Source organism: Williamsia deligens (assembly GCF_024171765.1).
GTDB lineage: Bacteria > Actinomycetota > Actinomycetes > Mycobacteriales > Mycobacteriaceae > Williamsia_A > Williamsia_A deligens.
Genome location: NZ_JAMTCI010000001.1, coordinates 38,690 through 58,495, shown reverse-complemented (window position 1 = coordinate 58,495; position 19,806 = coordinate 38,690). Strand labels below are relative to the sequence as shown.

18 protein-coding genes are annotated in these 19,806 nt (G+C 71.8%); 12 read left to right on the top strand and 6 right to left on the bottom strand.

The window, feature by feature from the left end; all coding sequences use genetic code 11:
- Positions 1–1,584: a glutamine-hydrolyzing GMP synthase gene (gene guaA, locus LX14_RS00270; RefSeq protein WP_253645300.1), complete on the top strand. Its 1,584-nt coding sequence runs from the start codon at positions 1–3 to the stop codon at positions 1,582–1,584.
- A gap of 82 nt (positions 1,585–1,666) precedes the next feature.
- Here guaA and LX14_RS00265 read toward each other — a convergent pair whose 3' ends face one another.
- The gene (locus LX14_RS00265; RefSeq protein ID WP_253645299.1) at positions 1,667–1,870 is read right to left on the bottom strand and encodes a hypothetical protein; all 204 of its coding nucleotides are present in this window, start codon (positions 1,868–1,870) and stop codon (positions 1,667–1,669) included.
- Entirely contained in the window at positions 1,863–3,107 is a 1,245-nt protein-coding gene (locus tag LX14_RS00260; protein WP_253645298.1) for a PspC domain-containing protein, read from the bottom strand. The genes LX14_RS00265 and LX14_RS00260 overlap by 8 nt, the downstream gene beginning before the upstream one ends.
- Before the next feature lie 130 nt (positions 3,108–3,237).
- On the opposite strand from LX14_RS00260, the gene LX14_RS00255 reads away from it, so the two are divergent.
- Genes LX14_RS00255 through LX14_RS00240 form a run of 4 tightly spaced genes read left to right on the top strand, consistent with a single transcriptional unit; the run spans position 3,238 to position 6,801 of the window.
- On the top strand, positions 3,238–4,434 hold the full coding sequence (locus LX14_RS00255) for an ATP-binding protein (protein WP_253645297.1): 1,197 nt from the start codon (positions 3,238–3,240) through the stop codon (positions 4,432–4,434).
- The gene (locus tag LX14_RS00250) at positions 4,431–5,090 is read left to right on the top strand and encodes a response regulator (protein WP_253645296.1); all 660 of its coding nucleotides are present in this window, start codon (positions 4,431–4,433) and stop codon (positions 5,088–5,090) included. Before LX14_RS00255 ends, LX14_RS00250 begins: the two co-directional genes overlap by 4 nt.
- A 57-nt stretch (positions 5,091–5,147) precedes the next feature.
- Positions 5,148–5,813 carry a HEAT repeat domain-containing protein gene (locus LX14_RS00245; RefSeq protein ID WP_253645295.1) on the top strand — a complete coding sequence of 222 codons (666 nt, stop codon included), beginning with the start codon at positions 5,148–5,150 and terminating at the stop codon, positions 5,811–5,813.
- Entirely contained in the window at positions 5,800–6,801 is a 1,002-nt protein-coding gene (locus LX14_RS00240) for a MerR family transcriptional regulator (RefSeq protein WP_253645294.1), read from the top strand. The genes LX14_RS00245 and LX14_RS00240 overlap by 14 nt, the downstream gene beginning before the upstream one ends.
- Before the next feature lie 18 nt (positions 6,802–6,819).
- Here LX14_RS00240 and LX14_RS00235 read toward each other — a convergent pair whose 3' ends face one another.
- Positions 6,820–8,127 carry a serine/threonine-protein kinase gene (locus tag LX14_RS00235; RefSeq protein WP_253645293.1) on the bottom strand — a complete coding sequence of 436 codons (1,308 nt, stop codon included), beginning with the start codon at positions 8,125–8,127 and terminating at the stop codon, positions 6,820–6,822.
- Between the two features lie 196 nt (positions 8,128–8,323).
- On the opposite strand from LX14_RS00235, the gene imuA' reads away from it, so the two are divergent.
- Positions 8,324–9,160 (top strand): DnaE2-dependent mutagenesis accessory factor ImuA', encoded by an 837-nt coding sequence (gene imuA', locus LX14_RS00230; protein ID WP_253645292.1) that lies wholly within the window; start codon positions 8,324–8,326, stop codon positions 9,158–9,160.
- A 12-nt stretch (positions 9,161–9,172) separates the two neighbouring features.
- Entirely contained in the window at positions 9,173–10,747 is a 1,575-nt protein-coding gene (locus tag LX14_RS00225) for a DNA polymerase Y family protein (RefSeq protein ID WP_253645291.1), read from the top strand.
- A 13-nt stretch (positions 10,748–10,760) separates the two neighbouring features.
- Here the strand turns inward: LX14_RS00225 and LX14_RS00220 are convergent, their stop codons facing one another.
- Together LX14_RS00220 and LX14_RS00215 are read right to left on the bottom strand one after the other, a co-directional pair.
- The gene (locus tag LX14_RS00220) at positions 10,761–12,059 is read right to left on the bottom strand and encodes a serpin family protein (protein ID WP_253645290.1); all 1,299 of its coding nucleotides are present in this window, start codon (positions 12,057–12,059) and stop codon (positions 10,761–10,763) included.
- Complete coding sequence (locus tag LX14_RS00215) at positions 12,056–13,111, bottom strand: alanine racemase (protein WP_253645289.1); 1,056 nt, start codon at positions 13,109–13,111, stop codon at positions 12,056–12,058. Before LX14_RS00215 ends, LX14_RS00220 begins: the two co-directional genes overlap by 4 nt.
- Before the next feature lie 134 nt (positions 13,112–13,245).
- On the opposite strand from LX14_RS00215, the gene LX14_RS00210 reads away from it, so the two are divergent.
- Both LX14_RS00210 and LX14_RS00205 read left to right on the top strand, forming a co-directional pair.
- The gene (locus LX14_RS00210) at positions 13,246–13,677 is read left to right on the top strand and encodes a PPOX class F420-dependent oxidoreductase (RefSeq protein ID WP_253645288.1); all 432 of its coding nucleotides are present in this window, start codon (positions 13,246–13,248) and stop codon (positions 13,675–13,677) included.
- A 63-nt stretch (positions 13,678–13,740) separates the two neighbouring features.
- The gene (locus LX14_RS00205) at positions 13,741–17,043 is read left to right on the top strand and encodes an error-prone DNA polymerase (RefSeq protein WP_253645287.1); all 3,303 of its coding nucleotides are present in this window, start codon (positions 13,741–13,743) and stop codon (positions 17,041–17,043) included.
- 13 nt (positions 17,044–17,056) lie between these two features.
- Here the strand turns inward: LX14_RS00205 and LX14_RS00200 are convergent, their stop codons facing one another.
- Positions 17,057–17,521, bottom strand: coding sequence for a tRNA (cytidine(34)-2'-O)-methyltransferase (locus LX14_RS00200; protein ID WP_253645286.1), 465 nt, complete (start codon positions 17,519–17,521; stop codon positions 17,057–17,059).
- A gap of 81 nt (positions 17,522–17,602) precedes the next feature.
- On the opposite strand from LX14_RS00200, the gene LX14_RS00195 reads away from it, so the two are divergent.
- The 3 genes from LX14_RS00195 to LX14_RS00185 all read left to right on the top strand — a co-directional run bounded on the left by LX14_RS00195 (position 17,603) and on the right by LX14_RS00185 (position 19,776).
- The gene (locus LX14_RS00195) at positions 17,603–18,475 is read left to right on the top strand and encodes a rhomboid-like protein (RefSeq protein WP_253645285.1); all 873 of its coding nucleotides are present in this window, start codon (positions 17,603–17,605) and stop codon (positions 18,473–18,475) included.
- 75 nt (positions 18,476–18,550) lie between these two features.
- Positions 18,551–19,423: a bifunctional methylenetetrahydrofolate dehydrogenase/methenyltetrahydrofolate cyclohydrolase gene (locus LX14_RS00190; RefSeq protein ID WP_253645284.1), complete on the top strand. Its 873-nt coding sequence runs from the start codon at positions 18,551–18,553 to the stop codon at positions 19,421–19,423.
- Positions 19,420–19,776 (top strand): DUF3017 domain-containing protein, encoded by a 357-nt coding sequence (locus tag LX14_RS00185; RefSeq protein ID WP_372505215.1) that lies wholly within the window; start codon positions 19,420–19,422, stop codon positions 19,774–19,776. The genes LX14_RS00190 and LX14_RS00185 overlap by 4 nt, the downstream gene beginning before the upstream one ends.
- Positions 19,777–19,806: the final 30 nt, after the last annotated feature.

Sequence of the window (19,806 nt, the reverse complement as noted above, 5' to 3'; positions counted from 1 at the left end):
GTGACGCAGGAGACCGACCCGATCGCCGCCGCCGCCCCTCGACCGGTCCTGGTCGTCGATTTCGGAGCCCAGTACGCCCAGCTCATCGCACGTCGTGTGCGCGAGGCGCGGATCTACTCCGAGGTCATCCCGCACACGGCCACCATCGAGGAGATCCGGGCGAAAAACCCTGTCGCGCTGATCCTCTCCGGCGGACCGGCATCCGTCTTCGCCGACGACGCGCCGGGGCTGGACCCCGAGATGTTGACGATGGGGTTGCCCGCCTTCGGCATCTGTTATGGCTACCAGGCGATGGCGGCCGGACTCGGCGGTGTCGTCGCCAACACCGGCGGCCGCGAGTTCGGCCGGACCACGCTGTCGGTGATCGGTGACTCCGTCCTGCACAACGGACTCCCGGGATCGCAGCCGGTGTGGATGAGCCACAACGACGCCGTCCAGCAACCACCGGAGGGCTTCACGGTCACCGCGTCGACGCCGGGCGCACCGGTGGCCGCGTTCGAGAACCTCGAGCGCCACATGGCCGGGGTGCAGTACCACCCCGAGGTCATGCACACCCCGCACGGCCAGCAGGTGCTGACCCGGTTCCTCTACGAGATCGCGGGCCTGGAGCCGAGCTGGACCCCCGCCAACATCGCGGAGGCACTCGTCGAGCAGGTGCGTGAGCAGATCGGTGACGGCAAGGCCATCTGTGGGTTGTCCGGTGGCGTCGACTCCGCGGTCGCGGCGGCGCTGGTGCAACGCGCTGTCGGTGACCGGCTCACCTGTGTCTTCGTCGACCACGGACTCCTGCGCGCAGGGGAGCGTGAGCAGGTGCAGACCGACTTCGTCGCCGCCACCGGCGCGCGACTGGTCACCGTCGACGCCGAGGAGACCTTCCTCCGGGAACTGGCCGGTCAGACGGATCCGGAGACCAAGCGCAAGATCATCGGCCGCGAGTTCATCCGGTCGTTCGAGGGTGCGGTCGCCGACGTGCTCGACGGCAGTGAGGGCACCATCGACTTCCTCGTGCAGGGGACGCTCTACCCCGACGTCGTCGAGTCGGGTGGCGGCAGCGGGACGGCGAACATCAAGAGCCATCACAACGTCGGCGGACTCCCCGAGGATCTCGAGTTCTCCCTGGTCGAGCCGCTGCGCCTGCTGTTCAAGGACGAGGTCCGCGCGGTGGGGCGCGAACTGGGTCTGCCCGAGGAGATCGTTGCGCGCCAACCGTTCCCGGGCCCCGGTCTGGCGATCCGCATCGTCGGCGAGGTCACCGCGGAACGTCTCGAGACGTTGCGTGCCGCCGACCGCATCGCCCGCGAGGAGCTCACCGCCGCCGGTCTGGACTCCACCATCTGGCAGTGTCCGGTGGTGCTCCTGGCCGACGTCCGCAGCGTCGGCGTGCAGGGCGACGGCCGCACGTACGGCCATCCGATCGTGCTGCGGCCCGTCTCCAGCGAGGACGCGATGACCGCGGACTGGACCCGCGTGCCCTACGAGACGCTCGAGCTCATCTCCACCCGCATCACCAACGAGGTCGCGGACGTCAACCGCGTCGTCCTCGACGTGACGAGCAAGCCCCCGGGCACCATCGAGTGGGAGTGACCGCCCGGCTCTGACCGCCGTACCACTCGGCGGTGGGTTCCGGCACGCTCGGCGAGGGGCCTCGGCTCGCTCGGCGAGGGGGTCAGCGCCGCCGAGCTCGGACACCGCCACCGACGACGAGGGCCAGCCCGACGGCGGCGGCCACAGCCACACCGACCCAGACGGCGACGGTCGAATCATGCAGCGACGGTGCGCCGATGAGTCCCCATGCGGACACGGCCAGGGCGATCAGACCCACGATCACCTGACCCACGTCGACGGGGCCGCGGTCCTCACTCTCAGCCACGGCGCACCGCGATCTCGCCGGCGGTGACCGTCGCGTCGACGTCGACGACCGGTCCGGCGGTGCCGTCGCCGCCACCGGAGATCCCGGCCGGACAGGTGTGGTCACCGACGGTGGTGTGACAGGTCATGCGGATGTTCATGTTCTCCGGCGCCCGCACGATCACCTGTCCGACACCCACGCTCATCGTCACCGAGCGGTTCGCGGAGAGCGACACCGACCGCAGGTCGAGTTCCGCGGACCCCACGGTCAGGGAGTAGCGCTCGGCGATGTCGTTCTCCGACGTCGGCGTCCAGACACGTTCGCCGACACCCCCTCCGGGCAGTCCCGGCGACGACTGCGCCACACCGAGGATCACGACCACCGCCGCGAGCAGCGCAGCGATCCCGGCCAGGCCGGTGCGTCGCCCACGGATCGCACCGACCACCACGCCGATCGCGACGACGCACAGGGTGGCGGCGACGATGCGCACCGGCGTCACCCCGTCGAGCCCGACGGCCCGCAGGGCGGTGCCGATCGCGGCGACCACGAGGGCGATGCCGACGACGACGGCCACGACGGCCGTGTCCCTCCGGGTCCGCGCCGGGGTGGGTGACGGTGCCGACGGCTCGGGCAGGTCCCACGCGAACGGCGCGGCCCCCAACGGATCCCATGCGGGTGGTGTGATGCGGACGGTCGGATCGTCCTCGGGGGCAGAGGGATCCGCAGGCGTCGTCACGGGATCGACGGTCGGTTTGGTGAGCGACACCGGCGCCTCCGCCGACGTCCCCTCCGGTGGTTCGGGTGTGCGACGGTGCAGGGCCCACAGGCCGACGAGGAGCAGCACCGCACCGACGAGTCCACTGGACCCCCACGCCGGACTCGGGAGCACCGCGAGCAGCACCACCACCGCGATCACCACCACGACCGGTCCGGGACGGTGCATCTCGCGACCCATCCCCCCGTGCTTCCAACCGCCATGCGGCCCGCCGACGCGCCCCGGGCGCCCCCGCCTCCGCGGCCTGTCGACGCCGTCGGACGGCAGGACGACCATGCCCGCGATGTAGGCGAGCACGCCGCTGCCGCCGAACAGCGCGGCGACGACCAGGGCGACCCGGACGAGTGTCGGGTCGACCCGGTAGCGCCGGGCGATGCCGCTGCAGACGCCGGCGACCATGGCGTCGCCGCCGGAGCGCACGGGGCGGGTGCGCCACAGGTGGTGGAGCTCGTCGGTGGTCGGGGGAGCGGTCGTGGGGCTCATGGACCCATCGTCGGTCGCGGCGGGCGGCGAGAGAATCGGGATCCACCCTGATATCCGTCCCCGCCCACGCCCGGGGGTCTCAGGGCTGTCCCCGATGCCCGCTGCGGGTCCCACGTGTCACGATCGGTGCATGACCACCCGGTACACGCGTGCGGATCCCGCGCCGCCGCGGATCGCGCGCCGCGACGCCGGCCGGATCGTCGGTGGCGTGGCCGGTGGTGTGGCCGACCACCTGGGCGTCCGGCCTGTGGTCGTCCGCATGGTCTTCGTCGGACTGACCGTCCTCGCCGGCGCCGGCGTCATGGCATACGCGTTGCTGTGGTTCTTCTGCCCTCCGGGCACCGACACCGACCGCCCTCGACCGGGCGAACGCACGCAGGCTCTCGGACTCGCGGTGGTGGGCGCGGTGGGTCTGGTCGTCGTCGGCTCGACGGCCTCGGGTACTCCGGCGGGGTACCTGCTGCCCCTGGCGGTCGTCGCGATCGGTGCCGCGGTGGTGTGGCGCGAGGCCGACCTCGGGGATCGTCGATCGGCGTCGGTGCTCACCTGGGCGCGCCTCGTGGGTGGCGTGGTGTTGGTGGTCGGGGGCCTCGTGGTCGTGGTCGTGGCCGGCAACCGTTCGTTCGGGGGACTGAACTCGACGCTGTTCGCGGTGGCCGCGACGCTGGTCGGTGGTGTCCTTCTGACCATCCCGGTGTGGATGCGCCTGGTCCGCACCATCGACGCCGAACGATCGGCCCGCATCCGCACCGCGGAACGTGAGGAGATCGCGGCGCACCTGCACGATTCGGTCCTGCAGACCCTCGCCCTCATCCAGAAGCGTTCCGACAACCCCGATGACGTCGCCCGGCTCGCTCGGGGTCAGGAACGGGAACTGCGACGGTGGCTGTTCGACGGTCCGCGCGGCGAGACCACCGCGCTCCCGGCCGCGCTAGCGGCGGTCGCCGCGGAGGTGGAGGACGGGTACGGCATCGAGGTGGACGTGGTGACGGTCGGCGAGACGCGCCGCCGGTGTGACGCGCTGGTCGGCGCGACCCGCGAGGCGCTCGTCAACGCGGCCAAGCACTCCGGGCAACGCCGGGTGGACGTCTACGCCGAGTTCGGCGAATCCGCGGCCGAGGTCTTCGTCCGCGACCGCGGCCGCGGATTCGACCCGACGACGGTGGCGCCGGACCGCCACGGCATCGAACGGTCCATCCGGGCGCGCCTCGAGCGACACGGCGGCACCGTCGACATCCGATCGGGGGAGCGGGGCACCGAGGTCGCCCTGCGGATCGGATTCGACGATCCCGCACCAGATCCGACGACAGAAGAGGCAGACAGATGACCACGCGCACGGTGTTCCTCGTCGACGACCACGGGGTGTTCCGGTCCGGCGTGCGGTCGGAGCTGTCCGGGGAGGACGGACTCGAGATCGTCGGTGAGGCCGGGACGGTGGCGCAGGCGGTGGCCGGGATCGTCGAGACGGCACCCGATGTCGTCCTGCTCGACGTCCACATGCCCTCCGGGGGAGGGGTGGCGGTGATCCGCGGTGTCGCCGACAGCCGGCGCGGCGTCGAACCGGTCTATCTCGCCCTCAGCGTCTCCGACGCGGCCGAGGACGTCATCGCGACGATCCGGGCCGGTGCACGGGGGTACGTGACCAAGACGATCGCGGGACCCGACCTGGCCGACGCCATCCGCCGTGTCGCCGACGGCGATGCCGTGTTCAGTCCGCGTCTGGCGGGTTTCGTCCTCGACTCGTTCACCGGCCGGTCGCCGATGCCCGAACCGCACCTGGACCCCGACCTGGACTCGTTGACGCCACGGGAACTCGAGGTGCTGCGCCTGCTCGCCCGCGGGTACACCTACCGGGAGATCGCCGAGGACCTGTTCATCTCGGTCAAGACCGTCGAGACCCACGCCTCGAACGTCCTGCGCAAGACCCAGCAGTCCAACCGGAACGCGCTGACCCGCTGGGCTGCGACCCGCCACATCAGCTGAGGAACCTTGACCCTCACACGATGCGAAGGTCTTGGGTGGGTGTCGAGGAGGACAGCCATGACACCCACCACCCGGTCCGCTGTGGTCGCGGCCCTGGATCGACCGGATCCGTCGGCACGGCTCCGCGCCGCCGTGTACGCCGGTACCCACCCCGACCCGGAGTTCGTCGAGGCGCTCGTGCGACGGTGCGGCATCGACCCCGATTTCTTCGTGCGCGACATGCTGACGTGGGCGCTGACCCGTCACGCCGCCTCCCTCGTCCTGCCGCGCGTGGTCGCCGAACTCGACAGCGACGAGCCGCAGGCCCGCAGCCAGGCATTGCACACGCTGACGAAGCTGCCCGGCGTCGGCGCCATGTCCGCCGATCTGTGGCCGCGTGTCCTCTCCCTGGTCGACGACCCTGTCGACGAGGTGGCGACGACGGCGTGGCGGGCAGCGGTCGCCGTGGTGCCGACAGGCCAGGAGAGCGCACTGGTCGACACGTTGCTCGCGCAGCTCGGGGTCGGAGGCGAGGAGCGACAGCGACGTCTGACCCGGTCGTTGGTCGCCCTGGACCGGGTGGCGGACGGCCCTGTTCGCGAGGCGATGTCGTCCACCGACGAGCGCGTCGCGCGACACGCCGCCCGCACCGCTCGTCTGCTCGACGATCCGGACTCCGGTGACGACGACGCCCTCCACGAGGCGCGTCGTGTGGCCGTGATGGGGTCCGATGCGGATCGGTGAGCTTTCGCGGATCAGTGGCATCAGCACGAGGATGCTGCGCCACTACGACGCGATGGGTCTGGTCTCGCCGGGGCGTCGAGCGGGCAACGGCTACCGGGACTACACCGATGCCGACATCGACCGGTTGTTCCGCGTGGAGAGTCTCCGGTCCCTCGGTCTGCCGCTGCAGTCGATCCGGGAGGCGTTGCAGGACGGGGACATCCCCGTTGCGTTGGTGGACGAGCTGATGGACCGTGCCCGCGACCGGATCGACCGCGAACGACGACTCGTGGTGCGGCTCACCGACGTACGGGCGAGCGGTGCATCGTCGTGGCGGGACGTCCTCGACGTCGTCGCCCTGCTGCAGGAGCTCGATTCCCCCGACCCGCTCCGGAGGACCCGGGTCGTGTTGTCCGCCGACGGGCCCGTTCCCGTCACCGCGACGGTGGCGGCACTCCTCGCCGAGGACGAGGCGAACGTCGCAGGGGCACTGCAGTGGTCGGTTCTCCGGTCGATCGACGCGGCCGTTCCCCACCTCGTGGCCGCGGTGCGGTCGGATGACACGCGAGCGCGGCGCCGTGCGATGGAGGTGATCACGGCGGCTGCTCGATCCGACGCAGCGGCCGTGATGCCGGTCCTGCGCGAGGCGGTCACCCACCCGGATCCGGTGGTGCGCGACCGGGCGGTGGTGACCCTCGGTGGTCTCGGCGAGACGGAGGTCGTCGACCACCTCGTCGCGAAGGTCGTGCGAGGGGCGGACGATGTCGAGGCGGCGGAGACACTCGGGCACCTCGCGCGGGAGCACGACATCACCACCGACATCGTCACCGCGATCGAACGAGAACTCGTAGGGGTGGCGGACCCCGGTGCGCGGGGACGTCTCGTGCAGGCACTCGGTGAACTCGCGGGCGAGCGGGTACGCATGGTCCTCGTCGGGCTGGTCGACGACTCTGTGCCCGCGGTGGCCCTCACCGCGCAGTACCTGCTGACCGTCGGATCCGACGGCTGACCCCTCAGAGGAAGACCCTCAGAGGAAGACCAGCAGGAGCAGCAGCACCACGAGGACCGCGATGCCTGCGCCGATCAGCACGACCCGCACGGGGACGGTGCGGTCGGCGGAGTCCGGCGGGGTGGGTGTGCCGGGCAGCAGGCGCGACGCCACCGACGGCTGCGCGGTGTCGGCGGGAGGTGGTGCGACGGAGGGTGATCCGTCCGCCGCGGTGGTGGCCGCCGGCGGCGGTGTGGTCGTCGGCGCCGGTCGTGTCGGATCGGCGGATGACGGGGTGGGCGATGCCGCGGTGTGCGATGTCGCGGGTCGCACCCGCGCCGCGGGCAACCCGGTCTCGGTGCGGGCGGACACCCCGGTGCGGTCACGTCCGGATCGGTTGCGGGGCACCGACCGTCCGCCCCAGATGGGCATGCCGCCCTCGCTGCGCGGCAGCGGTGCCGCGAGGACGGCCGCCGGGTTCCCGCCCGGTCCCGCGGCGACCGCGGCCAGCTGATCGCGGGCCTGGGCCATGGTGGGTCGACGTGTGGGGCTGGGCTCGAGCATCGCGAGCAGGACGGGGGCGAGGACACCGGCCCGCTGCGGCGGGGTGATCTCGCCGCGGGCGACGCGATGCAGCAGGACGAGGGAGTCCTCGTCGACACCGAAGGGCGGGGTGCCCTCGACCGCCGTGTAGACGGTGGCCCCCAGCGAGTAGACGTCGGAGGCCTCGGTGGGTTCGGCACCCCGGGCCACCTCCGGCGCGAAGTACGCCGGGGTCCCGGTGATCACGCCGTTCTCGGCGGTCTGGATCTCGTCCTTGGCCCGGGAGATGCCGAAGTCGGAGATCTTCACCAGCCCCGCGTCGCGCCCCGTGGTCGCGACGAGGATGTTGCCGGGCTTGATGTCGCGGTGGACGATCCCCTCGGTGTGTGCCGTGGCCATCGCGGCCGCCACCTGCGCGCCGATCTGTGCCGAGTGCACGACGGGCAGCGTCCCGGTCGAGTGCAGGATCTGCGCGACGCTGCGGGAGGGGACGTACTCCATCACGAGCCACGGTTCACCGCCGTCGACGGCGATGTCGTGCATGGCGATGGCGTTGGGATGGTTGAGCCGCGCGGCCATCCGCCCCTCGCGCAGGGCCCGGGTGCGGACGTCGTCGGCCCCGGCGTCGGACAGGCCGTCGGTGGAGACGACCTGCTTGACGGCGACCTCCCGGTCGAGCAGTTGGTCGCTCGCGAGCCACACCGCACCCATCCCGCCACCGCCCAGTTTCGACGTCAGTCGATAGCGCCCGGCGATGAGCGAACCCGGTCCGGGCACGTGTCGCGGGTGGGGAGAGATCGTCACCTGAGCAAGGTTAGTGGACTCCTGTCCCAGTGGTTCGGATGTCCGGATGGATCGGTCGACGAGCCGATTGACGCCTGTCGGACCCCGGTCCTACCCTCGATCTCGAAAGCATGTTCGATCGGTCGTGACTTCCCCGCGGCCTGAGTCGGGTGTGAATCCGAGTCGGTGGCCGACGTGTCGGTCGAGGGGAGAAACCATGACGTCTGTAGAGGTCGACCCGGGTGCTCAGGACCCGGATGTGCACGACACCGTCGCGATGTTGCGGGCTCGTCTGGCGACGGTGTCGGCCGAGCGGTCGGTGTCGGTGACACCGGCCGACCAACAGTCGGTGACGGTGGTCGCCTCCCAGCAGCGGCAGCGGGAGGTCCTGCCCGTCCCGGAGGCCCTCGCCGGTGTGATGCCCGGCGGTGGGGTGGCCCGGGGTGCGGTCACGGCGGTCGACGGCGCCCGGTCGCTGCTGGTCGCGATCATCGCCTCCGTCACCGCCGCGGGTGGGTATGTCGCGGTGGTCGGCCATCCGCATCTGAGCCTGCACGCCGCGGCGGAGATGGGTGCGGACCTGTCCCGCATCGCGACCGTGCCCGGTCCGTCCGGACCGGATCGGACGACGTCGTCCGCGTTCGACCCCGTCGAGGTGGCCGCGGTCCTGCTCGACGGGCTCGACCTCGTCGTCGTCGGTCTGGGCGGGATCTCCGTCCCGCCGTCGCGGTCGCGGGCGGTGATGGCCCGGGCGCGGGCCAAGGGATCCGCGCTCATCGTCACCGACGGCCGGTGGGCGGGGGCCCGGGCCTCGGTGACGGCGCGCGTCGAGGACTACCGGCACACACCGTTCCGCCACATCGGACACGGTCGCATCGCGGGGCTGTCGCTGACGGTGCACGCGAGTGATCGCGGCGCCCCCGGCACCGACACCCGCGTCGACGTGGTCCATCTCGACGGTCGTGTCCAGGTGGTCGCCGCGCAGCCCGTGGAGTCGGTCGCATCGTCCGGACGGTCGGCGTCCGCGCGGTCGTCCCTGTCGGTCGCGAACTGACAGGTGTCGACGATGACATCACGTCGCGCGCTCGCCGTCTGGTGCCCGGACTGGCCGGCGGCCGCCGCCGCGGCCGACGCCGATCTGTCGCCGGACCGTCCGGTGGCGGTGATCTCGGCGAACCGGGTGATCACCTGTTCGGCGACGGCCCGGGCGATGGGGGTCCGCCGCGGCATGCGCAAGCGGGAGTCGCAGGCGCGGTGCCCGAACCTGCACGTGGTCGTCGCCGACAGCGGTCGGGACGGCCGGTTCTTCGAGCCGCTCGTGGAGGCGGTGGCGGAGGTCATCCCGACGGTGGAGGTCCTGCGGCCGGGGCTCATGGTGCTGCCCGCCGCCGGCGCGGCGCGGTACTTCGGCGGGGAGGAGTCGGCGGCGGAGAGACTCGTCGACGTGGTGGCCGCTCACGGCGTGGAGTCGCAGACGGGTGTGGCCGACGAACTGTTCACCTGTGTCGCCGCCGCCCGCCACGGCCGGATCGTGCCGCCCGGAGGCGATGCGGAGTTCCTCGCCGGGTTACCCGTCTCCGAGCTCGGGGCGGAACCGAGCCTCGCCGCCGACGACCGTGAGCAACTCATCGACCTGTTGTGGCGCCTCGGGATCCGCACCGTCGGCGCGTTCGCGCAGCTCTCGCCGACCGACGTGGCCAACCGGTTCGGGACCGACGCCGTCGCGGCGCATCGGGCGGCGCGGGCAGAGCCCGGTCGACGCCTGTCGGGGCGATGCTCCACCACCGACGTCGTCATCGAGCACGACTGCGACCCCCCGATCGACCGTGTCGACGCGGCGGCGTTCGTCGGTCGCCGACTGGCCGACGAACTGCACCGCGCGTTGATGGCGGCGTCGGTGGCGTGCACCCGGTTGACGGTGCACGCCACCACCACCGGGGGACAGCAGTCGTCGCGGACATGGCGCTGCGCCGAACCGCTCACCCCCGAGGCCACCGCCGACCGGATCCGCTGGCAGCTCGACGGCTGGCTCACCGGTAAGGCCGGGGACCGGCCCGACTCACCGATTGCGTCGCTCCGGCTGGAGCCGGTGGAACTGGTGGACTCCGGGGCGCTGCAGTTCGGGTTCCGGGGCGCCGGCATCCCCGGTGGGGACGGCGAGGTGGCCGAGCGGGCCCGTCGTGCGCTGGTGCGCGTGCAGGGTCTCCTCGGGGGAGATGCCGTGCGCGTGCCGGTCGCCAGTGGGGGACGTGGTGTCGCGGAACGGATCACGCTGGTGCCCCTGGGTGATGAGCTCGTCCCCGCTGCGGACCCGTCCGCACCGTGGCCGGGCCGTGTGCCCGATCCTGTTCCCACCGTCGTGCTCGACACACCCGTCGCCGTCCTCGACGACGACGACGAACCGGTGCGGGTGACCGCCCGTGGCGGCTTCAGCGCGGAGCCCGCGGCGGTGACCTGGGGGTCGCGACGATGGGTCCTGCGGTGGTGGGCCGGTCCGTGGCCGGCCGACGAACGGTGGTGGGGTGCGACGGCCGAGCAGGTCGGGACGCATGCCCGCGCGCAGGTCCTCTTGGAGGACTCCCGCGCTCTGCTGCTGCGCTACAGCCGACAGCAGTGGACGGTCGAGGGCGTCTACGAGTGAACCGTCGGGGGGGCTACGAGACCGAGGGGTCACCCATCAGGCCGATGAACACCGGCAGCGACGTCGACGTGTCCACCACCTGGTAGACGAACGGGCGGTCGGCGGTGAAGCGCTTTCCGGCCGCGGGGGTGGGCGCGACGCTCGACGGGCTCGTCGTCTGCGCGTCGGCGAAACCGGCGGTGCCCCGCTCGGCGATGGTCAGTGCCCCCGACTGACCCAGCGAACTCACCACGGTCCCGCGACCGATCGCGTCCAGTCCGCCGGAGAACGGTGCGCGCACACCGAGTCCCGTCAGGGCGCGACGCACGTCGACGGTCGCGTTCGTCGTCCACCGCGGCAGGCTCACCGCGACGTCGCCCGTGGTCGGTGTCCGTCGCAGGGTCGTGGCCACCTCGCCGAGCACCTCGTCGTCGAGCACCGTGTCCGCCCCGGCGCGGTCGGCGGGGAGGATGATCTGCAGGGCGAGATCCGCTCCGGCGAAGGGCACTTCGAGCGCCGTCCACCTGCCCGCTCGCGCCACCCGTGCAGGGATGTCCGCCTGCATCGTCGGGACCTGCGTCACGCGCCCGGAATCGGTGGTGAACGCCGCGTCACCGGTGTCGGACGGGAGGAACGGTTCGGCCCAGGACGCGGCCAGGAACGCCGTCGCGGCCACGGCCAGGGAGGTGGACCGGTCGGTGCTGATCGGCGCCCGGGTCTGCTGACCGGCGGTGTTCACCGTCGCCCATTCGTCGAGCGCGCGCTCGGACTGGTCGGTCGCGAAGCGCATCGGGTAGACGCCGGTGTCGAACCACCGGCTCAGCTCGTCGAGGTAGGGGGTGCGGGGTGGGGTGGAGTCGGCGAGGAACAGGCCTGTCGCCTGGTGGTACAGCGGGACCGGGGGCGGGTTCCCGGCGTCAGTGGTACCCGGGTCGCCGGCGATCACCGCCAGTTGCCCGAGCAGCGCCGCCACGGCCGCCGGCCGGTACGGGCCGACCGCGGAGTCGATCTCGTCGGCGGTGGCGCCATCGGCGCCGGCACGGACGGCCTCCAGTGCGGTCATCGCGCTGAACGGGGCGACCAGGGTGTTCGGCGATCGACGCTGCGACCCGTCGGACCGTGCGAGCGCCACGCCCAGCCGGCGTGTCCCGTCGACGACCACCGCACTCGCGTCGCCGACGGAGTCGATCCCACGCTGCGTGAACGTCACACTCGGTGCCCGGCTCAGTTGCGCGGTGTCCGGCGGGGGTTGCGTCACAGCGCATCCGGCCACCGTCACCATCGTCGTCATCACCGCCAGCGCGACCAGCGACCGCCCGATCGGTGACCTCATGCGTTGGCGCCGCGGGCGATCACACGCCACCGGTCGACCTCCACGCCCCCGTCGGTGACGACGAGTTCGTCGACGAGGTTCACGGTGATGCAGACGTGGTTGGGGACCACACGGACGATCGACCCCAACCCCGGTGCGGTGCCGGTGGTCTCGACGGTCGCGTGATGCTCCGACAGTGCGACGACGGTGGTCCCCGGATGGTCAGGCAGCATCCCGTGGCCGTCCACGTAGGCGGGCCTCTCGGATCCGAGCACCTTGCTGCCGGCGTCGAGGACGAACCGCCCCGGGCCCCGCTGGACGACGGTCGCGACGACACCCAGCGCGAGGTCGTCGCGGCCCGCCCGGCCGAGATGGTGTTGCTGGGCGTCGTTGAACGGGTACACGCCGGGGCGGACCTCGGTGAGCACGTCGGCATCGGCGAACCCGACCGTCGGGGTGGATCCTCCGCTGCGGACGCCGGCGTCGATCCCGCGGGCGGTCAGCTCGTCGGCCGCGGACGCGAGGGCGTCACGTTCCTGGCGGGCGGCGAGCGAACGGGCGTCGGGGGAGTAGCCGTGACCGGGGAACGTGAAGACGCCGATCACGCGCAGTCCGACGTCGACCGCTGCCTGGGCCACCTCGCCGGCCCGGGCCGGCGCGATCCCCGTCCGGTGGTGGCCGCTGTCGACCTCGACGAGCACCTCGAGGCGGTCGCGGGCGTCGCCCAGTGCGTCGGCCATCGCGACCGCGCCCTCGACGGAGTCGACCGCGACACGGACCGACGCCGTACCGGCGACCTCGGTGAGGCGGCGTGCCTTGTCGCCGGAGAGGTACAGCGGATAGGCGATGAACAGGTCGTCGAACCCGGCCGCGGCGAACGCCTGCGCCTCGCCGATCGTCGCGACCGTGAGCCCGACGGCCCCGGCGTCGAGTTGCATCCGGCCGATCTCGGCGCACTTGTGGGTCTTGGCGTGCGGTCGGAGGTCGAGTCCTGCATCGCGCGTGGCCGTGGCCATTGCGTCGATGTTGCGCCGCAGAACCGTGCGGTCGACCGCGACGTGAGGGGTGTCCATCGAGCGCAACCCTAGACCGACGGCACGGTCGTCGACATCGTCCGCCACGCCGACCGACCCGGTGCCCGGTGGTGTCGCCGGACGACACGTGGGCGCACCGGAATCGTCGCGACGGGGCCGTCGTTGGTCCCCGCATGAGCGACGACTTCGATCCCCGGGCCCTCATCGCGGCGACGAGCCTGGGCGTACTGGCCACCATCCGCTCCGACGGCCTGCCGCAGCTGTCGCCGGTCACGTCGGTGTACGACCGCGAGACCGACACGATCCGGGTGTCGATGACCGAGGGACGGGCGAAGACCGCGAACCTGCGACGGGACCCGCGGGCGGCCATCGAGTTCACGTCCGCCGACGGCCGGTCGTGGGCGACGGCGCAGGGGCCGGTCACCCTCGACGGTCCCGGCACCGATCCGCACGGCCCCGAGGTGGACGCGCTGGTGGAGTACTACCGGCTCGGCAGCGGCGGTGAGCATCCCGACTGGGAGGAGTACCGCCAGGTCATGGTGGACGACCGCCGGGTGCTGATGACCCTGACCGTCGAGCACGTCTACGGCGCCGCACTGGGCTGATCCCTCCCGGGCGCCCACCCCGTTCGTTCGAAAACATGTTCGACGACGCGGTATCGTCGGGAGGTGGGCTGGAACGAGGGTCCGCCGACCTGGGCGGAGATGGAACGTGTCCTGTCCGGGCGCGCACCGGGCGGTGGTGGTCGCCCGGCCGAACCGTTCCTCGGTGACGGCGGCGACAGCCCCGCCTGGTCGCGCAAGCGGACCCCGTTCCAGGCGTCCGACGTCGAGGCCGTGCGCAGCACGGTCCCGTACGCGGAGCTGCACGCGCACACCTCGTACAGCTTCCTCGACGGGGCCAGCTCACCGGAGGACATGGTCACCGAGGCCCACCGGCTCGGCCTCGAGGCTCTCGCCGTCACCGACCACGACGGTCTCTACGGCGTCGTCCGGTTCGCCGAGGCCGCCCGTGAGTGGGGTCTGCCGACGGTGTTCGGCGCCGAGCTGTCGCTCGCCCACGACATCGCCCGCACCGGCACGCCCGACCCGGAGGGACAGCATCTGCTGGTGCTGGCCCGCGGGCAGGACGGCTACCGGACGCTGTCCCGCCGGATCGCGGTCGCGCAGATGGCGGCCGGCGAGAAGGGCCTCGTGCGCCACGACATCGACGCCCTCGCCGATGTCGCGGACGGCGACCTGCTGGTCCTCACCGGCTGCCGCAAGGGTGCCGTCCGTGCTGCCCTCGACGCCGAGGGACGTCCCGGCGCCGAACGGGAACTGCGCGCCCTGATCGACCGGTTCGACCGCGACAACGTCGTCGTCGAGCTGACGGCGCAGTCCATGCCCACCGACGACGAGCGCAACGCCCTGCTCGCCGACATCGCCGCCGCCCACCGGGTCGCGACGGTCGCCACCACCGGTGCCCACTTCGCCGGCCCCGACCGTCGGCGACTGGCGATGGCCATGGCCGCGGTTCGTGCGCGGTCCACGCTCGACGAGATCGCCGGGTGGCTCGGGCCGCTCGGCGGCGCGCACCTGCGCAGCGGCGACGAGATGGCGCGGCTGCTCTCGGCCCATCCCGAGGCCATCGACACCGCCGCGCAGCTCGGCCGCGACTGCGCGTTCGAGCTGCGGCTCATCGCACCGGAACTGCCCCCGTTCGACGTCCCCGACGGGTACACCGAGAACACGTGGTTGCGGGAGCTGACGATGCGCGGGGCGCTCGACCGCTACGGGACACCGGAGTCACATGCGAAGGCGTACAGCCAGATCGAGCACGAGCTCGCGGTGATCGCCACCCTGAACTTCCCCGGGTACTTCCTCGTCGTCCACGACATCGTCGACTTCTGCAAGCGCAGCGACATCCTCTGTCAGGGCCGGGGGAGCGCGGCCAACTCCGCGGTCTGTTACGCGCTGGGGATCACCAACGTCGACCCGGTGCGCAACTCCCTGCTCTTCGAACGTTTCCTGTCACCCGAGCGAGACGGCCCGCCCGACATCGACGTCGACATCGAGTCCGACCGTCGGGAGGAGGCCATCCAGCACGTCTACGCGAAGTACGGTCGCGAGTACAGCGCGCAGGTCGCGAACGTCATCACCTATCGGGGCCGGTCGTCGGTGCGGGACATGGCCCGGGCACTGGGGTATTCGCTCGGACAACAGGACGCGTGGAGCTCGCAGGTCAGCCGTTTCGGGCGCACCGTCGACGAGAAACGCAACCCCGAGCACGACATCCCCGACGAGGTGCTCGCCCTCGCGCAGGAGATCGAGGACCTCCCACGGCACATGGGGATCCACTCCGGGGGGATGGTGATCTGCGATCGGCCCATCGCCGACGTGTGTCCCACCGAGTGGGCGAGGATGCCCGGACGCAGTGTGCTGCAGTGGGACAAGGACGACTGCGCCGCCATCGGCCTGGTCAAGTTCGACCTGCTGGGACTCGGGATGTTGTCGGCGTTGCACTATGCGATCGACCTGGTGGCCGAACACAAGGACCTCCACGTCGACCTCGCGAAGATCGACCTCGGCGAGAAGCCGGTCTACGAGATGCTCTGTGCCGCCGACTCGGTCGGCGTCTTCCAGGTGGAGTCCCGCGCGCAGATGGCCACCCTGCCGCGCCTCAAACCGCGGGAGTTCTACGACCTCGTCGTGGAGGTCGCGTTGATCCGCCCCGGTCCCATCCAGGGCGGGTCGGTGCATCCCTACGTGCGGCGACGCAACGGACTCGAGCGCACCGCCTACGAGCATCCCTCGATGCGACCGGCGTTGGAGCGGACCCTGGGCGTACCGCTGTTCCAGGAACAACTGATGCAGCTCGCCGTCGACGTCGCCGGGTTCGACGCCGCCGAGGCCGACCAGCTGCGCCGTGCGATGGGGTCCAAGCGATCACCGGAGAAGATGGAGCGGCTCAAGCAGCGCTTCTACGACGGGATGCGCACCACCCACGGCATCACCGGCGACGTCGCCGACCGTGTCTTCGAGAAGATGGCGGCGTTCGCGAACTTCGGCTTCCCGGAGAGTCATTCGCAGAGCTTCGCCGCACTCGTCTACTACTCGTCGTGGTTCAAGCTGCACCATCCGGCGGCGTTCTGTGCCGCGTTGCTGCGTGCGCAGCCGATGGGGTTCTACTCACCGCAGACGCTGGTGGCCGACGCCCGTCGGCACGGGGTGCGGGTGCACGGCCCCGACATCAACATCTCCCTGGCGTACGCGAACCTGGAGAACGACGGCCTCGAGGTGCGGATGGCGCTGGGGTCGGTCCGCCACATCGGCGACGACGTCGCGCAGCTCATCGTCGACCGCAGGGACGCCGACGGCCCGTATCGCAGCCCGGCGGACCTGGCCCGACGCACCCGTCTCACCGAGCGTCAGCTGGAGGCGTTGGCGACGGCGGGTGCGTTCGACTGCTTCGGCGGCAGCCGTCGACAGGCGCTGTGGGACGCGGGCGCCGCGGCGCTGGAGCGCGACGATCAGCTGGAGTTGGAGTCGGCGGTGCAGGCACCGGTCCTCCCGGGCCTGGGTGACGTGGAGCTCGCCGCCGCCGACGCCTGGGCAACCGGCGTCACGCCGACCTCGTACCCGACGCAGTTCCTCCGGCCCCGCCTCGACGCGATGGGCGTCATCCCCGCCGACGGGTTGCTGTCGGTGCCGGACGGGTCCCGCGTCACCGTCGGCGGGGCGGTCACGCACCGTCAGCGTCCGGCGACGGCGTCGGGGGTCACCTTCATCAACCTCGAGGACGAGACGGGGATGGTGAACGTCGTCTGCTCGGTGGGGTTGTGGAAGCGGTACCGGCGTCTGGCGTCCACGGCGTCGGCACTGGTCATCCGGGGCACCGTCCAGAACGCCGAGGGGGCCGTCACCGTCGTCGCCGAGCACCTCGAACGCATGGACCTGCGGGTCGGGACCCGATCGCGCGACTGGCGGTGAGCGACACCGCCCCTCACACCGCGCCGTCGAAGCCGTTCTGTCGCCACGCCTCGTAGACGACGATGCTCGCCGCGTTCGCGAGGTTGAGGGAACGCCGTCCCGGCAGCATCGGGATGCGCAGGCGGGCGGTCACGTGGGGGTCGGCGAGGACCTCCTGCGACAACCCGGTCGGTTCCGGACCGAACAGCAGCACGTCCCCCGGTCGGTACTCGACGTCGGCGAACCCGTCGGTGGCATGCGCGGTGAACGCGTAGACGCGCTCCGGGGCGAGAGCGGCCCAGGCGGCGTCGAGATCACGGTGGACGGTGACCGAGGCCATGTCGTGGTAGTCGAGGCCGGCGCGCCGGACCTTCGCCTCGTCGAGGTCGAAGCCCAGGGGTTCGACGAGGTGCAGCTGCGAACCGGTGTTGGCCGCCAGGCGGATCGCGTTGCCCGTATTGGGCGGTATGCACGGCTCGTGGAACAAAATGCGGAACACGGACGCTCACTGTGCCGGATGGCCCGCACCGCCGATCACCCGGATGGACGCGGAGACACCCCAGAGCATGAGAGAGACACCATGGCCGCAGCATTCACCCGGGACACCGTCCGCCGTGTCGGCGGCGCGGTGGGTCGGTACGTGCGCTCGGCGCCGGGGACCTTCATCTGGCTCGCCATCCTCTTCGTCACCACGATCGTCGCCCACCGCGTCGGCGCCGGTGACCTCACCGACATCCTCCGCAGCAGGTCGACGAATCTGCGGCACCTCATGCACGACCCGCTGCCCAGCCTCTTCCGCAGTGCACTCTGGATCGACGGCGACGGCTGGTTCCTCTACGCCCTGCTGTACGCGACGATCCACGCCACCGTCGAGCGGTGGATCGGCACGGCGCGGTGGCTGGGCGTCGTCGTCCTCGCGCACGTGGGCGCCACCTACATCAGCCAGAGCGTGTTGCTGTGGGCGATCGACACCGGTCGCGCGCCGCAGTCCGCGATCAACGTCATCGACATCGGCGTCAGCTACGGGCTGGCCGGCGTCGCGGGCATCCTCGTCTACCGCCTCGCCCGGAAGTGGCGTGCTCCGTACCTCGTCGTCCTCGTCGCGCTGGCCCTCACGCCGGTGGTCGTGCCGTTCGCGAACGGCGGCCATCCCACGTTCACCGACATCGGGCACCTGTGCGCGGTGCTCATCGGGCTGGGCTCGTACCCGCTGATCCAGGTCGGGCGTCGCGTGCCCCGGGTGCAGGCGGAACTGCCGCCGGTGTCCCCGCACATCGTCGAACGCATCGAGCCCGCACTGCCGCCGGTCTCACCACACATCGTCGAGCGGGTGCCCGAGTCCGAGCTGGTGGTGACCCCGCTGGTCGACGTCGTCGTGCCGCGACTGCACCCCGTGGCCGCGCTGCGCTCCCGTATCGCGGCGCGGGCCGCGTCCACGGTCCGCCCCGGCTGACCCGAGTACGGCCGATCCCCGCCCTCTGGAGGAGGCCTCGTCCCGGCGCAGCGTCCGATCGGGGACAATGGCACCGTGACGGCGACAGCACTGGACGGCAAGGCCACCCGCGACGAGATCTTCGGCGACCTGCGCGGACGGGTGGACGCACTGACGGCGGCGGGTCACACGCCGGGACTGGGCACCATCCTCGTCGGCGACGACCCCGGGTCACACGCCTACGTGCGGGGCAAGCACGCCGACTGCGCGAAGCTGGGCATCGCCTCGATCCGGCGTGACCTGCCCGCGGACACGACCGCTGCCGAACTCGACGCCGTCATCGACGAGCTCAACGCGGACCCGGCCTGCACCGGATACATCGTGCAGCTGCCGCTGCCGTCGCACATCGACTCGAACGCCGCGCTCGAACGCATCGCCCCCGAGAAGGACGCCGACGGACTGCACCCGGTCAATCTCGGACGCCTGGTGCTCGGCGCGCCCGCGCCCCTTCCGTGCACGCCACGCGGTGTCCTGCACCTGCTGCGGCGCTACGACATCCCCCTCGACGGGGCGCATGTCGTCGTCATCGGTCGCGGTGTGACCATCGGGCGGACGATCGGGTTGCTCCTCACCCGGCGCAGCGAGAACGCGACGGTCACGTTGTGCCACACCGGGACCCGTGATCTCGCGGCAGAGGTCGCCCGCGCCGACGTCGTGATCGCCGCCGCCGGCGCTGCCCACCTGGTGACCGCGGACATGGTCCGCCCGGGTGCCGCTGTCGTCGACGTGGGCGTGAGTCGCACCGACGACGGACTCGTCGGTGACGTCGACCCCGCGGTGTGGGAGGTGGCGGGCCATGTGTCGCCCAACCCGGGCGGGGTGGGACCACTGACGCGCGCATTCCTGCTGGTCAACGTGGTAGAGCGCGCGGAGTCCGAGCTGGCGTCGAGGTCCGGGGCGGCGGTGTGACCCGCTCGCGGACCCCGCAGAGCATCCCGTCGAGCGGGCGATCGGTCGCGTCGGTACATCGCGCCCGGCGCATCCGGTGGCTGCTCGTGCAGATCCCGTTCGCGTTGGTCGCCCTCTTCGTCATCATCGCGTTCGCGTTCGTCGTCGCCGACCGCTGGCGTCGTGGGGCGTTCGTGTTCGGCGGCGCCGCGCTGCTGGCCTCCGTCCTGCGGGCCCTGCTCCCCGCCTCCCGGGTGGGCCTGCTCCAGGTCCGGGGCCGATTCGTGGACGTGGTCGCCACCGCGCTCACCGGCGGTCTCATCATCTGGCTCGCGGCGTCCATCGACGCACTGGGGACCGGTGTCGATCAATAGTCGGTCGCCCCACCGGGCCGCATCCCACTA

Bases quoted from the DNA above. Each gene is read 5' to 3' on its own strand.
- LX14_RS00195 (WP_253645285.1), top strand. From the start codon at position 17,603: ATGGCCGCAGCATTCACCCGGGACACCGTCCGCCGTGTCGGCGGCGCG.
- LX14_RS00215 (WP_253645289.1), bottom strand. From the start codon at position 13,111: ATGGACACCCCTCACGTCGCGGTCGACCGCACGGTTCTGCGGCGCAAC.
- LX14_RS00250 (WP_253645296.1), top strand. From the start codon at position 4,431: ATGACCACGCGCACGGTGTTCCTCGTCGACGACCACGGGGTGTTCCGG.
- LX14_RS00210 (WP_253645288.1), top strand. From the start codon at position 13,246: ATGAGCGACGACTTCGATCCCCGGGCCCTCATCGCGGCGACGAGCCTG.
- LX14_RS00255 (WP_253645297.1), top strand. From the start codon at position 3,238: ATGACCACCCGGTACACGCGTGCGGATCCCGCGCCGCCGCGGATCGCG.
- LX14_RS00240 (WP_253645294.1), top strand. From the start codon at position 5,800: ATGCGGATCGGTGAGCTTTCGCGGATCAGTGGCATCAGCACGAGGATG.
- LX14_RS00220 (WP_253645290.1), bottom strand. From the start codon at position 12,059: ATGAGGTCACCGATCGGGCGGTCGCTGGTCGCGCTGGCGGTGATGACG.
- LX14_RS00245 (WP_253645295.1), top strand. From the start codon at position 5,148: ATGACACCCACCACCCGGTCCGCTGTGGTCGCGGCCCTGGATCGACCG.
- LX14_RS00225 (WP_253645291.1), top strand. From the start codon at position 9,173: ATGACATCACGTCGCGCGCTCGCCGTCTGGTGCCCGGACTGGCCGGCG.
- imuA' (WP_253645292.1), top strand. From the start codon at position 8,324: ATGACGTCTGTAGAGGTCGACCCGGGTGCTCAGGACCCGGATGTGCAC.
- LX14_RS00260 (WP_253645298.1), bottom strand. From the start codon at position 3,107: ATGAGCCCCACGACCGCTCCCCCGACCACCGACGAGCTCCACCACCTG.